The organism is Xanthomonas sp. NCPPB 2933 (assembly GCF_056725225.1).
In genome coordinates this window covers 5,003,142-5,017,661 of the sequence record NZ_CM161518.1, presented here as the reverse complement: position 1 = coordinate 5,017,661, position 14,520 = coordinate 5,003,142, and the positions used below count along the sequence as shown (strand labels likewise).

12 protein-coding genes are annotated in these 14,520 nt (G+C 64.7%); 11 read left to right on the top strand and 1 reads right to left on the bottom strand.

Going from position 1 to position 14,520, the window contains the following annotated elements; genetic code table 11:
- Positions 1 to 131: 131 nt before the first annotated feature.
- From AC1PLU_RS21225 to AC1PLU_RS21215, 3 genes are all read left to right on the top strand, one after another.
- Positions 132 to 374 (top strand): hypothetical protein, encoded by a 243-nt coding sequence (locus tag AC1PLU_RS21225; RefSeq protein ID WP_176339772.1) that lies wholly within the window; start codon positions 132 to 134, stop codon positions 372 to 374.
- 87 nt (positions 375 to 461) lie between these two features.
- Entirely contained in the window at positions 462 to 1,451 is a 990-nt protein-coding gene (gene hemB / locus AC1PLU_RS21220) for a porphobilinogen synthase (RefSeq protein WP_481107165.1), read from the top strand.
- A gap of 161 nt (positions 1,452 to 1,612) precedes the next feature.
- Complete coding sequence (locus tag AC1PLU_RS21215) at positions 1,613 to 4,132, top strand: PepSY domain-containing protein (protein WP_481107164.1); 2,520 nt, start codon at positions 1,613 to 1,615, stop codon at positions 4,130 to 4,132.
- A 655-nt stretch (positions 4,133 to 4,787) separates the two neighbouring features.
- Here AC1PLU_RS21215 and AC1PLU_RS21210 read toward each other — a convergent pair.
- Positions 4,788 to 5,669 carry a TolB family protein gene (locus AC1PLU_RS21210; protein WP_481107163.1) on the bottom strand — a complete coding sequence of 294 codons (882 nt, stop codon included), beginning with the start codon at positions 5,667 to 5,669 and terminating at the stop codon, positions 4,788 to 4,790.
- Positions 5,670 to 5,721: 52 nt separating this feature from the next.
- Between AC1PLU_RS21210 and aroE the strand changes: the two genes are divergently transcribed.
- From aroE to dusA, 8 genes are all read left to right on the top strand, one after another.
- Positions 5,722 to 6,573: a shikimate dehydrogenase gene (gene aroE, locus AC1PLU_RS21205; RefSeq protein ID WP_481107162.1), complete on the top strand. Its 852-nt coding sequence runs from the start codon at positions 5,722 to 5,724 to the stop codon at positions 6,571 to 6,573.
- Between the two features lies 1 nt (position 6,574).
- Positions 6,575 to 6,937 (top strand): hypothetical protein, encoded by a 363-nt coding sequence (locus AC1PLU_RS21200; protein ID WP_481107161.1) that lies wholly within the window; start codon positions 6,575 to 6,577, stop codon positions 6,935 to 6,937.
- Entirely contained in the window at positions 6,934 to 7,161 is a 228-nt protein-coding gene (locus AC1PLU_RS21195; RefSeq protein ID WP_481107160.1) for a hypothetical protein, read from the top strand. Before AC1PLU_RS21200 ends, AC1PLU_RS21195 begins: the two co-directional genes overlap by 4 nt.
- Before the next feature lie 117 nt (positions 7,162 to 7,278).
- On the top strand, positions 7,279 to 9,411 hold the full coding sequence (dinG, locus tag AC1PLU_RS21190) for an ATP-dependent DNA helicase DinG (protein ID WP_481094201.1): 2,133 nt from the start codon (positions 7,279 to 7,281) through the stop codon (positions 9,409 to 9,411).
- A gap of 270 nt (positions 9,412 to 9,681) precedes the next feature.
- On the top strand, positions 9,682 to 11,187 hold the full coding sequence (gene katB, locus AC1PLU_RS21185) for a catalase KatB (protein WP_481094202.1): 1,506 nt from the start codon (positions 9,682 to 9,684) through the stop codon (positions 11,185 to 11,187).
- A 59-nt stretch (positions 11,188 to 11,246) separates the two neighbouring features.
- Positions 11,247 to 11,822, top strand: coding sequence for an ankyrin repeat domain-containing protein (locus tag AC1PLU_RS21180; protein ID WP_481107159.1), 576 nt, complete (start codon positions 11,247 to 11,249; stop codon positions 11,820 to 11,822).
- 710 nt (positions 11,823 to 12,532) lie between these two features.
- Positions 12,533 to 12,757 (top strand): hypothetical protein, encoded by a 225-nt coding sequence (locus AC1PLU_RS21175; RefSeq protein WP_006452100.1) that lies wholly within the window; start codon positions 12,533 to 12,535, stop codon positions 12,755 to 12,757.
- 546 nt (positions 12,758 to 13,303) lie between these two features.
- Complete coding sequence (gene dusA / locus AC1PLU_RS21170) at positions 13,304 to 14,308, top strand: tRNA dihydrouridine(20/20a) synthase DusA (RefSeq protein WP_481107158.1); 1,005 nt, start codon at positions 13,304 to 13,306, stop codon at positions 14,306 to 14,308.
- Positions 14,309 to 14,520: the final 212 nt, after the last annotated feature.

Sequence of the window (14,520 nt, the reverse complement as noted above, 5' to 3'; positions counted from 1 at the left end):
CGCACCCTAGCCATGCCCATGTGAGGCTGCCGCCAAGCCGCCATTGGTCAGGGTGACCACCTGCCCACTGCGTCTTGGCGGGCGCGGCGCTAAGCTCAGGCCTTCTATGAATGACGAGGTGACACGTGGGATTGATCAGCCTGCTGTGGGGCATTGTGGCGCTGCTGTGGATGGTTCTGGCCTTTATCCCCCTGTTGGGTTGGGGCAACTGGTTCCTGATTCCGTTTGCGGCGGTGGGCGCGCTGATCGCGGCGATCGCGCTGCTGTTTACCTCGGCCGGCAACCGCGGGCGTGCCAAGACCGGCTTGCTGCTCAATGCCGTGGTGATCGTGGTCGGGGTGATCCGCCTGGGCCTGGGCGGCGGGGTGATCTGACCCGTTGCAGCGCTGCGACACAGCGTCGCAGCGCGTCCAGCGACAGATGGCGGGCGTAAACTTGCCGGCTGCTGACAGGAGCCCACGATGGCCCATCCTCACTACCGTCCCCGCCGCATGCGCCATGACGCGTTTTCGCGTCGGTTGATGCGCGAAAACACGCTGACCACTGACGATTTGATCTGGCCGGTGTTCGTGCACGAGTTATCCGGCCGCGCGCCGATCGCTTCGATGCCGGGCGTGGAGCGCCTGTCGCTGGACGAGTTGCTGCGCGAGGCGGAAAACGCGCTGGAACTGGGCATCCCGGTGATCGATCTGTTCCCGGTGATCGACCCGTCCGGCAAGAGTCTGGACGCGGCCGAAGCCTGGAACCCGGACGGTCTGGCGCAGCGTGCGGTGCGTGCGCTGAAAGCACGCTTTCCCGAGCTGGGCATCATGACCGACGTGGCGCTGGACCCGTACACCACGCACGGCCAGGACGGCATCATCGATGCAAAGGGCTATGTGCTCAACGAGATCACTGTCGAGGCGCTGGTCAGGCAATCGCTGTCGCATGCAGAAGCGGGCGTGGACATCATTTCGCCCTCGGACATGATGGATGGCCGCATCGGCGCGATCCGCCGCGCGCTGGATGCCGACGACCATCTCAACGTGCGCATCATGGCGTATTCGGCCAAGTACGCCTCGGCGTTCTACGGCCCGTTCCGCGATGCGGTGGGCAGCGCCGGCAATCTGGGCAAGGCCGACAAGACCACCTATCAGATGGACCCTGCCAACAGCGACGAGGCGATGCGCGAGATCGCGCTGGACCTGGAAGAAGGCGCGGACATGGTGATGGTCAAGCCAGGCATGCCGTATCTGGATGTGGTGCGGCGGGTCAAAGAAGAGTTCCGTGTGCCGACCTTCGCGTATCAGGTCAGCGGCGAGTACGCGATGCTCAAGGCCGCCGCCGCCAATGGCTGGCTGGACGAGCGCCGCTGCGTGCTGGAAGCGCTGATGGCCTTCAAGCGCGCCGGCGCCGATGGCGTGTTGACGTATTTCGCGCCGCAAGTGGCGCGTTGGTTGCGCGAGGGCTGATTCCCGTGCAGCCAGCACGCACAAGGATGACGGTGGGGATCGAGCAGTAATCAAGCGTGGCGTGCCGGCATTCGAATGCCGCGGCACCGCCAGCCGTGCGCCAAACTGCGATAACGATTCTCATCTACAATGGCGAGCCTACTGCTCCAGGCTGCTCGCGCGTGCTCAAGACCGTTCTGTTCCAACTGCACTGGCTGCTCGGCATCACCGCCGGGCTGGTGCTGTCGGTGATGGGGCTGACCGGCGCGTTGATGTCCTTCGAAAACGAGATCGTGCGGCTGGCCAATCCGGCCATCGCGCAGTTGGCTGAGCGGCATGCGGCAGGTGAGCGACCGTTGCCGATAGATGCATTGCTGCGCAAGCTCGATCTGGACCAGCAGCAGGCGGTCACGCGCATGCTGATCGACCCCACCAGCGCGCGTCCGTCCACCGCACGCCTGGCCGGCAAAGGGGGCGGCCGGGTGTATTTCGATCCTTATACCGGCGAACAGGTCGCCGCTCCGCGGTTGAGCGGAGCGTTTGCATTTATCGAAGATCTGCATCGCCACCTGACTGCCGGCAAGCGCGGCCAGGCAGTGACCGGTGCAAGCACCTTGATCCTGCTGTTCTTCTGCGCATCGGGCCTGTATCTGCGTTGGCCGCGACGTTGGTGGAGTCTGCGCACCTGGTGGGCGGTGGAATGGCGTCGGCAGGGGCGCAGTTTTCTGTGGAGCCTGCACGCGGTATTCGGCACCTGGTGTCTGCTGGTGTATCTGCTGGTTGCGTTGACCGGGCTGACCTGGTCCTACACCTGGTATCGCGATGGCATGGTGGCCTTGCTCGGCACCGAGCCGGCGATGCGCGGCGACGGGCGCGATCATCGGCCGGCGACGGTGGATTTCGCAGCCGTGCAGCGCACTCTGGATTCCGTCCCGGCCACGCGCACGTCTGCGCTGGATCTACGTATTCCCCCCCGCGCCGGGCAACCGCTGAGCGCGCGATTCCTGCCCGACAATCCCGACCACGATCGTGCTTACGACAATCTGGAAATCGATCCGGCCAGCGGCACGCTGCTGAAACGCCAGGACTACGCATTGCTGCCGTACGGGCAGCAGTTGCTGGTCAGCATGTTCCCGCTGCATTCGGGGAGTTTCTTCGGTCTGCCGGGCCGCATCGTGGTGATGCTGGCCAGTGTCGGCATGTCGGTGTTCTTCGTCACCGGCTGGATGCTGTACCTGGATCGCCGCCGCAAGAAGCGCGAACTGCGCGCCGCGCGCGTTGTATTGCACAGCGCACCGGCGGCCTCGCAGGCCGAGCCGTGGTTGATCGGATTCGCCAGTCAGAGCGGATTCGCCGAGCGCCTTGCCTGGCAGGCGGCCGGGCATTTGCAGGCCGCCGGTCTGCCGGTGCAGGTGCGCTCGCTGGCGCAGCTGGACGCGCAGCACCTGCAAGGCACCCGGCATGCGTTGTTTGTGGTCAGCACCTTCGGCGATGGCGAGCCGCCGGACGCGGCGCGCGGCTTCGAGCGTGAGTTGCTGCGTCAGCGACTGGCGCTGCCGCAGCTGGCATATGCGGTGCTTGCGCTGGGCGACCGCCAATACGCGCAGTTCTGCGGGTTTTCGCGGCGGATCGAGCAATGGTTGAACACGCAGGGCGCGCAGCCGTTGTTCCCCGCGGTAGAAATGGACAACGCCGATCCGCAGGCCCTGGCGCAGTGGAATGCGCAATTGGGGCAGATCGCCGGCGCACCGGTTGCCGCCGTCCCATTGACGCGGCCGACGCTGATGCACTTGACACTGTCGTCGCGCACCCACCTCAACCCGGGTAGCGAAGGCGCGCCGATCTGGCGCATCGATCTGCATCCGCCGGCCGATGCGCACTGGCAGGCCGGCGACATCCTAGAAGTGCAGCCCGCGCATGCCGACGTGCAGGTACGCACCTGTCTGGCTGCGTGGGGGCTGCAGCCCGATGCGCTGGTGCATGTGCACGCGCAGCTGCTGCCGCTGCAGCAAGCCGCTGCCGAGCGCGTGTTGCCGGAACCGCCAGCAACGCCGCCGGCCTCCACGCCCGATCCACAAACGTGGCTGGATGCCTGCGCCTGGCTCCCCACCCGTGACTACTCGCTGGCCAGCGTGCCGGCCGATGGCACCGCGACTGCCGTCGTGCGCCTGACCACCTGCGCCGATGGCAGTCCCGGTCTGGGCTCGGGTTGGTTGATCTGCCATGCGCCTGTAGGCGCGCCAGTGCATGCGCGTCTGCGCACCAATCCCGGTTTCCATCGTGTCGAACACGCGCCGATGGTGTTGATCGGTAACGGCACCGGCATCGCCGGCTTGCGCGGCTTGTTGCGCGAGGCTGAACTCGCAGGCGTGCACGGGCATTGGTTGCTGTTCGGCGAACGTCATGCCGCGCACGACCGGCTGTTTGCCGAGGAACTGCAGGACTGGCAGCGTAGTGGTCATCTGCAGCAACTGGATTGGGTGTTCTCGCGCGACCAGGCGCACAAGCGCTACGTGCAGCATCAACTGCGCGAAGCCGGCGATGCGCTACGCCACTGGATCGATCGCGGCGCGGTGATGTACGTCTGCGGCAGCCTGGACAGCATGGCGCGTGAAGTCGATGCCGCGCTGCGCGAGATCCTGGGTGAGACGCGATTGGAGTCGTTGACCGCAGCGGGGCGTTATCGGCGCGATGTGTATTGAGCTCGGTCATGACCACTGTGTCGCAGCCTTAGAGTGGCTGACAACACGTAAAAAATCCGGTTGGTCGAGGGCGCGGTGCCCTCACCGCTCGCGGGACACGCCGTAAATCCGTCCATGGAGGCTCGGTGGCGGCATCCATGCCGCCACACGGTCCCGCAATCAGCGAGGACACCGCACCAGGAAGTTTTCTGGCTGCTTTGTTAAGAGCCATCTGTTAGTCGGCTTTCTTTGGAAAACTGATCGGACTGCCCGTTTCCCGAAACAACGCAAGTCACACATTGCCTGCACTTTGCACACCGACCATCTCGACTGGTCCTTGTCCGCCCACCGTCGCGGGACCTTGCGCGGCATGGATGCCGCGTAAGAGCCTACACGGACGTACTTGCGGCGTGTCCCGCGACGGTGGGCGGACAAGGGCCCTGCAGCCAAGTTGAAGATCATCGGCTCTACAAATGATCCATCTGCATTGTCTAAACGCTCCTTACTTGCAGCGTGTCCCGCGATGGCGGGCGGGCAAGGACCCTGCAGCAAATCCACAAATCTGCCGCAGCTCAGCCAAGCCTCAGCGAAGACCCGGATCATCCGCCCTGCAACGCACCGGCGTGATGTAAGTTTTGTCAGCCGCTCTCAGTCTGATTCGCGCATCCACTCACCCTCAACGGCAACTGGCATCGCCATCCGCCGCCGGCGCCTTCATCCGGTAGATATCCAGTTGCCCCGCACGCGGTGCACGCGCGCTGCCCGTCACCAGCAACTCGCCCGGCTTGGCCGCATCCACCACCGCCCCGAAGGTGCGTTCCTGCGGACCGTTGAACGACAGCGGCAACGCCTGGCCCGCGCCGTAATGCCCGTTCTTGCACGTCGCCAGCATTAACTGGCTGGGCCCATCTGTCTGCCCGCGCGCCCACACCAGCCCGCGCCCATCGCCGAGCCAGGCCGCATCCAGCTCATCGGCAGCGCTGTTGATGTCGCTCAACGGCACCGGTGCAACGAAGGCCTGCCCGTCCCAACGTGCCACGAACACGTCCATGCCACCGGCGCCGCCGTGCCCATCGCTGGCGAACAGCAGGCGCGTGCCGTCCAGCGACAGGGTCGGGGAACGCTCGTTGCCCCGGCTGTTGATCGCCGCGCCCAGCGATTGCACCGCACCGATCCCGCCTTGCGCATCCACCGGCGCGCGATACAGATCCGCGCCACCCGCACCGCCAGGCCGGGTGGAGGCGAACAGCAGCCAGCGGCCATCGGCACTGAACAATGGCGATGTCTCGTCCTGCGCGGTGTTGATCGGCAGCGGCTGCGCGTTCTGCCAACGCCCGCCGCTCAGTTGGGCCTGCCACAGATCCCAACCGCCGGCACCCCCGGCGCGGTCGCTGGCCCAGACGATGCGCTGGCCGTCCGGGCTCAACGTGGCGTGTGCTTCGTTGGCCGGCGTGGAGACCACGCCCATGCCTTCGATGCCGAACTCGGCAAGCCCCGACGCAGCCGGGACGAAGAGTAAACTTGCCGCCAGCGCGAGCAGCGTCCATCGGTATTGCATGCGGTGTTCCTGCCTAAAGTCGCGCACAGTCTAGTCAACCAGAGAACGTTTCATGCCCGTATCCCGTTATGCCGTGTTCGGTCACCCCGTCGCCCATTCGCTGTCGCCGGCCATCCACGCCGACTTCGGGAAGCAGACCGGCATTGCGCTGGACTACACCGCCATCGACGCGTCGCCGGAGGAGTTCACCGCCGCGCTGGAGCGATTCGCCGACGCAGGCGGCAAGGGCGCCAACGTCACGCTGCCGCTGAAAGAGGCCGCCTGTGCGTTGTCGGCCAGCCTGAGCGATCGCGCGCGGCTGGCTGGCGCGGTCAACACCCTGGTGCGCAACGACGGCCAGTGGCAGGGCGACAACACCGACGGCGCCGGCCTGGTGCGCGATCTCACCGACCGCCACGGGCTGGATCTGCGCGGTCGCCGCGTGCTGCTGCTGGGCGCCGGTGGCGCCGCACGCGGCGTGGCGCCGGCATTGCTGGAAGCCGGCATCACCGAAATGGTGGTGGTCAATCGTTCGCCCGAGCGCGCCGATGCGCTGTGCGATGCATTGGGCGAACCGGCACGGGTGATGTCGCGCTATATCGAAGACCTGCGCGATCTGGGCGACTTCGAGCTGATCGTCAACGCCACGGCCGCCGGGCGCGATCGCGACGCTGGTGCGTTCTCGCTGCCGCTGGGGCTGGTCAACAGCCTCACCGCAGCGGTCGATCTCAACTATGGCGAAACCGCCATCGCCTTCCTGGCCTGGGCACGTGCGGCGCAATGCCGCTACGCCATCGACGGCCTGGGCATGCTGGTCGAGCAGGCGGCCGAAAGCTTCGCGCTATGGCACGGCGTGCGCCCGGACACCAACCCGGTCTACGCCGCGCTGCGCGCACGCGATGCCGTCCTGATCAGCGCCGACTGAGGTGGGCAGCGTGACCGCCACCGATATCCTGCTGACCCTGGTCACCAGCCTGCTGTCGCGCGTGACGCTGTTGATCGCCTTGCTGTTGGGGCTGGTGCTGCTGTGGCGTGCCCAACGCGGGTCGCTGCGGTGCGCCGGGCTGGCCGCGCTGTGGGTGCTGCTGGGCTGTTTGCTGGCTGAAGTCGCCTTTCAGGCCATTCCGATGCTGTTGCTGCAACAAGGCAATGTGCGCCAGATCAGCATGGTGGTCGGTGTCGCACATTTCGTGCTGATGGCCGTGCAGGCCGTGGGCATCGGCGTGCTGGTGTGGACGCTGGCGCTCAGCCTGCAACGCTCACCGCCCGCAGCCAGCGAGCGGCCATGATTCCGATCAAGGCCCTGGGGTTGACCATGGTCGGCCTGGTCAGCAGTGGCCAAGGCATGTGGACGCTGCTGTATCCAGACAACCTGGCGGCGGTCAACCGGGGCGGCATCTTGTACGAACGCTTCGGGCCGACCGGTGTGGGCGCCGGCATGCTGGTCATGGGCCTGGCGATGGTGGTGATCGGCGTGGTGTGGGCGCGCTACGCCTGGCCGCGACGTACCTAGAGTGGCGAACAAAACTGCGCAGTAGTTTTGATGGACACTCTTAGGTAAAGACAACCGCGTTCAGTTGTTCCGCACGCCGGTCGCAGCCGCTGCGCCGGTCCGTGCGAAAATAGCGCGATGAGTGAAGTCGCCCCACCGGCCGCGCCGTCGGCGCCCGTCCCTCCCCAGCGCAGCCTGACCGATCCGGTCAAGGCCAGCATCCGCGAGGCTTACGCCAAGCTGCAGGCCAACACGCCCGGCTTCGCCACGCGGCGGGCGCAGAGTCAGATGATCGGCCTGGTCTCGCGCGCACTTGCCACCTCCGGCGGCATCGGCATTGCCGAGGCGCCCACCGGCGTCGGCAAGAGCCTGGGTTATCTCACTGCCGGCGTGCCGATCGCCCTGGCCACCAAGAAAAAGCTGGTGATCAGCACCGGCACCGTGGCCTTGCAATCGCAGCTGGTGGAGCGCGATATCCCGGCCTTCCTCAAGGCCACCGGCCTGGAAGCGACCGTGGCACTGGCCAAGGGCCGCACGCGCTATCTGTGCACCCGGAATGCGGCTGAACTCGAAGGCGACACCAGCCAGAACGCCATGTTCGAAGACGAGCAGGCGCTCTACGACCGCCCGCTCAGTCCCGTCGATGCCGACCTGGCCAAACGTCTGGCCAAGGCCTACGCCGCGCGTACCTGGAACGGCGACCTGGATGACGCGCCCGAACAGGTCTCGGTACCGCTGCGCATGCGCATCACCACGCCGGCCTCCGGTTGTGCGGGCCGCCGCTGCAGCTACGCCGCGCAGTGCCCGGTGCTGAAGGCGCGCACCGACGTGCGCGAGGCGCAGATCGTGGTCACCAACCACGCCTTGTTGCTGTCGTCGCTGTCGCTGGGCGATGCCGAAAACGGCCAGCCGTTGATCGCCCCGCCCGCCGATATGCTGCTGGTACTCGACGAAGGCCATCACATCGCCGGCGTGGCAATCGACCAGGGCGCGGCCAATCTGCCATTGGACGAAATGGCCAGGCGCACCGGCCGGTTGCAGATTCTCATCGCCGCCGCATACCGCGCGGTGGACAAGGACAAGATCGGCAACCTGTTGCCCAACGAAGCGATCGAGGTCGCCGCGCGCGTTTCCAAATTGCTCAAGGCCTTCCATACCGAAGTCGAACACGTGTGGAAGCCCGAACCCGGCGAGCGCGATCCGCTGTGGCGCGCGGCCAACGGCAAGTTGCCGCCGCAGTGGGGCCCGGCGATCGAAGAACTCGGCGAAGAAACCCGCGCGCTGTTCAACTGGGTGCATGCCGCGCACAGTGCGATCGCCAAGGGCAAGCAGGACGATTCGGCGCGCGAACGCCTGCAGCGCAGTCTCGGCATGGCCTTGGAAATGGCCGAGCAGCAACACAATCTATGGAGCGGTTGGCGACGCGAAGACAAGGAAGGCCAGCCGCCGATGGCGCGTTGGATCACCCTGTCGCGCGATGGCGATCTGATCTGCCATTGCTCGCCGGTGTCGGCCGCGCAGGTGCTGCGCACGATGATCTGGAACGAAGTGGATTCGGTGGTGATGACCTCGGCCACGCTCACCGGCGGCGGCGATTTTCAATCCTTCGCCATCGACAACGGCTTGCCCGATCACGCCGAAATGGCCTCGCTGGCCTCGCCGTTCGACCTGCCCAATCAGGCCGAATTGATCGTGCCCAATTTCCCGGTTACCCCAGACGATCGCGAAGGCCACCCGAAGGAAGTCGCGCGTTATCTGGTGCGCGAGCTGGATTGGACGTCCAAGGGCAGCATCGTGCTGTTCACCTCGCGCTGGAAGATGGAAAAGGTCGCTGACCTGATGCCGCTGGCGCAGCGCAACCGCGTGTTGGTGCAGGGCGAGGGCAACAAGTCGCAACTGATCACCGAACACATGCGCCGCATTGCCGCCGGCGAGGGCTCGGTGCTGTTTGGCTTGAACTCGTTCGGCGAAGGCCTGGATCTGCCCGGCGATGCCTGCACCACCGTGGTCATCACCCAGGTGCCGTTCGCGGTGCCGACCGACCCGCAGACATCGACCTTGAGCGAATGGCTGGAAAGCCGGGGTCATAACGCCTTCAACCTGATCGCCATCCCGCACGCGCTGCGCACACTCACGCAATTCGCCGGCCGCTTGATCCGCAGTTCCAACGACCACGGCCGCGTGATCATTCTTGATTCGCGCCTGCTCACGCGCCGCTACGGCAAACGCATCATCGACGCGCTGCCGCCGTTCAAGCGGGTGATCGGTTGATTGGCTGATCGAACCTTGCGACGCAGCATTGCTTGAAGCGTCATGCGCGCTTGCGTGACGCAATACGAAGTTCGTCAGTTCACGCATCAGATTGGCAATGCCGTTATCTGCAACCTGGTGCCCGCATATTTGGCGATGCATATCACGCTACACAGTCATCATCATGTTCGCCTATCGCTGCGATCATAACTAACGACTTCTCACACTTCGGCCTGCTGGCCATGATTCAGTTCCTTCAAACGAGCTGACGCCATGCGCCCTGGATCCCTCATGGTGCTAGCCCTGCTAGCCCCGACGCTGATCGCCCCACCGGTCTTCGCCCAATCCGTTCTGACCCGCGACAATGGCGCCAAGGTCGGTGACAACCAGAATTCCCAGACTGCCGGCCCGACCGGCCCGGTGTTGCTGCAGGACGTGCAGCTGATCCAGAAGCTGCAGCGCTTCGATCGCGAGCGCATCCCGGAGCGTGTGGTGCATGCCCGCGGCACCGGCGTCAAAGGCGAGTTCACCGCCACTGCCGATCTGTCCAGCCTGACCAAAGCCAAGGTGTTCAGCGCCGGCGAAAAGACCCCGGTGTTCGTGCGCTTCTCCTCGGTGGTGCACGGCAACCATTCGCCTGAAACGTTGCGCGACCCGCACGGGTTTGCCACCAAGTTCTATACCAGCGAAGGCAACTGGGATCTGGTCGGCAACAACTTCCCCACCTTCTTCATTCGCGATGCGATCAAGTTCCCCGACATGGTCCACGCGTTCAAGCCGGACCCGCGCACCAACCTGGATGACGATTCGCGTCGTTTCGATTTCTTCTCGCACGTGCCCGAAAGCACGCGCACGCTGACGCTGCTGTATTCCAACGAAGGCACGCCCGCTGGCTATCGCTTCATGGACGGCAACGGCGTGCATGCCTACAAGCTGGTCAATGCGCAGGGTGAAGTGCACTACGTCAAGTTCCATTGGAAGACGCTGCAAGGCATCAAGAACCTCGATCCCAAGCAGGTTGCCGCGGTCCAGTCCAAGGACTACAGCCACCTGACCAACGATCTGGTCGGTGCGATCAAGAAGGGCGACTTCCCGAAGTGGGACCTGTACGTGCAGGTGCTCAAGCCGGAAGACCTGGCCAAGTTGGATTTCGATCCGCTGGATGCCACCAAGATCTGGCCGGATGTGCCAGAGCAGAAGGTCGGCCAGATGGTCTTGAACAAGAACGTGGACAACTTCTTCCAGGAAACCGAGCAGGTGGCGATGGCGCCGGCAAATCTGGTGCCGGGCATCGAGCCGTCGGAAGACCGTCTGCTGCAGGGCCGTATCTTCTCCTACGCCGACACCCAGCTGTATCGCATCGGTACCAACGGCCTGAGCCTGCCGGTCAACCGCCCGCGTGTGGCCGTCAATAACGGCAACCAGGACGGCGAAGCCAACACCGGACACACCACCAGCGGCGTGAACTACGAGCCGAGCCGCCTGGAGCCGCGTCCGCAGGACACCGCTGCGCGTTACAGCGAGCTGCCGCTGTCGGGTACCACCCAGCAGGGCAAGATCACCCGCGAGCAGAACTTCAAGCAGGCTGGCGAGTTGTATCGGTCCTACAGCAAGAAGGATCGTGCCGACCTGGTGCAAAGTTTTGGCGAGTCGCTGGCCACTACCGACACCGAGAGCAAGCATCTGATGCTGTCGTTCCTGTACAAGGCCGACCCTGAGTACGGCACTGGCGTGACCCGCGTTGCCAAGGGTGACCTGGCTCGCGTCAAGCAGCTGGCCTCCAGCCTGCAGGACTGATCCACCCGACGGCATCGCGGCCTGTGCCGCGGTGCCGTCCTCGTTTTCGGGAGAGCCACATGCGCACCCTGCTATTTCTGATGCTCGGCACCTTGTCTGCGGTTGCCAACGCTGCTTCACCCGCGTCTGTCCCTGCCAGTACCACGAATGCGACCACCAACCCTGCGCAGATCAAGCTGCAGTTGCGCGAGTATTTTTTCGATGCGGCACGCGAAGGTCGGCAGGACATGCTCGCCGAGTTCATCCGCTCGCATTACGACCTCAACACTCGCGACGAGAAGGGCTACACCGCCTTGATCCTGGCCGCCTATCACGGCCAGCGCCCGGCGGTGGAGCAGTTGCTCAATGCCGGCGCCGACCCATGTGCGCAGGACAAACGCGGCAACACTGCGCTGATGGGCGCCATCTTCAAGGGCGAGCTGGGCATCGCCAAACGGTTGATGCAGGCCGATTGCGCCCCGGACCAGCGCAACAATGCCGGCCAGACCGCGGCCATGTACGCGGCACTGTTTCAACGCACCGATGTCCTCAGGGATCTGGCTGCCAAAGGCGCAGACCTCAGCCTCAAGGACGGGCAGGGCAACGATGTGACCAAGCTGCAACGCGGCGAGTTCGCCACCGCTCCGGTGCGCTGAAAGCACACTGGTGATGCCAGGGTGCGCTCCGCGTGCCTTGCTTGCTGAACTGCCGCAGGTGCGGCACAGCCAGCGCCTACAGCCCCACGGCACCTGTTGAGGCAGCACAGCGTTGAGCATGCTCGGCCGCCAGGTGCTGCCCGAGCGTCGCGCACTCCCGGCATGTGACGTCTTTGGCGAATCCTTCGGTAGTACCTAGCAAGCGCTCAGCGGCGGCGGCACAGTTCCGCTTTGGTAAACCTGCGCCTTGTTCTCCGCGCCGAGAGGACCAGTACCCATTGCGGCGCGTTGTAGCGCACGCAGGCAGCCGCACGCAGCGGCGACCATCATCCCAGCTCTCCGACAGTCGTCAGGTCTTGATCACCAGATCTTCCGGTTCTCAGGAGCCCCAGCGCCACCCGTCGTAGATATGCACATCGGCCGGTCCATCGGCGCGGTCGCCCATCTGCCTGCCGAGAGTCGAAAAAGAGCTTCTCTGCGGCCGCCGGTTTTCTGCCGCGCGTGCGTTGGAACTCTGGCGGAGGTGGTGATTTTTCTGCCACCACGTCAGGAGTTTTCTGACGCTGAAACCTTTGTGCGCCAAGGCTTTGACATAAATCTGAGCGCGCGCTGACTTGCTTGAAATTCATTGGAAAAAACCGCAGAAAACAGTTCAAGAAAGCGCGGGCAACGCCGATGCTGAAGCTATCGCACCTTGGAACCCCCGGACCATGAAGCTCGATCCTTCCATCCCTTTCCTGATGTCCCTGCTCGCCATGGTGCTGTGCACCGCCACCGCCGTCGTGGCGCTGGTGTTCGGCCAGGTGCATGTCCTGGCCACCTCGTGGAGCTTCTACACCGTGCTGGGCACCGCCCTGATCACGCTGGTCGCCTCCTACCACGCACTCGGCAAGCCGCTGACTGCCGAAGAGCGCGTCGGTTTCCGCAACCCGTAAGCATTGCTCGCGTCCAGGCGAAGCGCGCAATCGCGCTGACGCCAGCAGTGGACGCAAGAAATCCTGCTTGTAAGCAATGATGTAGCGCGTTCGCTCGACAGGGGCGGGCGCCGCCAGGGACAGCAGCATCCTGCTCGGCGAACGCTACACCCACGGCCAGACTCAGCCGGTCAAACTGGCCCACGCCACCGCTGAGACGGCGCGATGCAGGCAACTAGCGATGCCGCTCGACGGCACTCGGACTTGGCGAGCTGGAGCAAAAACAGCGCTAGCGCAATGTCGTTCTCCGCTCCGACGGCAGATGTGGCCGTGATGCTGGGCGCCCAAGCGCGCCTCCAGCGCAATCCATAACGCTCGCATCGTGTTCGAATTTCACCTGTCGATACGCTGTCGATCGCATGATGCTGCGAACAGCTGATCCTCCAGAAGATCTGACAGCCAAGAGCTTAGGCATGGCTCATGCGCTGCGGCAGATTCATCGATGCCCGTGTAAGCTGTTGATCCTGCTCTGCATTCCGATGGCCGCTCACGGCGGCCAACTTGTCGATGACCGCTTCCGCCGATCGTTACGCCGCCTCCTTGCGTCTGTCCGTCGCCCCGATGATGGACTGGACCGACCGCCATTGCAGGGTCTTCCATCGCCTGCTGGCGCCCTCCGCACGGCTGTACACCGAGATGGTGCACGCCAACGCGGTGATCCATGGAGATCGCACGCGGCTGATCGGCTTCGATCCGGTCGAACATCCGCTTGCGCTGCAACTGGGCGGCAGTGAACCGGCCCTGCTCGCGCAGGCTGCAGCGATCGCGCAGGAGTGGGGCTATGACGAAATCAACCTCAATTGCGGCTGCCCCTCCGATCGCGTGCAGGCCGGGCGTTTTGGTGCCTGCCTGATGCGCGAGCCGGCGCTGGTGGCCGAGTGCGTTGCCGCCATGTGCGCGGCAACGACGCTGCCGGTCACGATCAAGTGCCGCCTGGGCGTGGACGACGATGACGACTATCTGGTGTTCGCCAGTTTCGTCGATCAAGTTGTCGCGACCGGCGCTGCCATGGTGGTGGTGCATGCGCGCAACGCCTGGCTCAAGGGCCTGTCGCCCAAGGAAAACCGCGAGGTGCCGCCGCTGCGCTACGACTGGGCCTATCGCCTCAAGCAGGAGCGCCCCCAACTGCCGGTGGTTATCAACGGTGGCATCGCTGCGGTGGACGCCGCGCTGGAACATCTGCAACACACCGACGGCGTCATGCTCGGCCGTGCGGCCTACCACGACCCTTACGTGCTGCACTGCCTGGACGCGGCACTGAATCAGCGCCCGGAACAATCGCGCGAGGCATTGCTACGCGCGCTGCAGCCCTATGTAGAGTCCCAGCTGGAGCAAGGGCTGGCGCTGAAGCACATCACCCGACATGTTCTGGGACTCTTCCATGGACAGCCCGGCGGACGCGCATTCCGCCAGGTGCTGAGCGAGGGCGCACACCGCCCCGGCGCCGGATGGGACCTGGTCGAGCAGGCATTGCAGCGCACCGATACGCACGCCTGGCGCGTTGTCGCCTGAGAGTGGTCTGGCACTTGCATAGCCTGAACCAGCGCTTGAACGGCCGCATTTGTTAGCTCACAGCGCGGCAGCCACGACCGCGAGAGCGAGCGCAAACAAGGCTTTTGTCCTCAAACGGCGTTCATTTCACTGAACCGCGTTAACACGAAGCTAAAAAGTTCAGATCGGATTCACCCCCCAAAATCAAGAATTTGGGTCTATTCTCGGGCTCG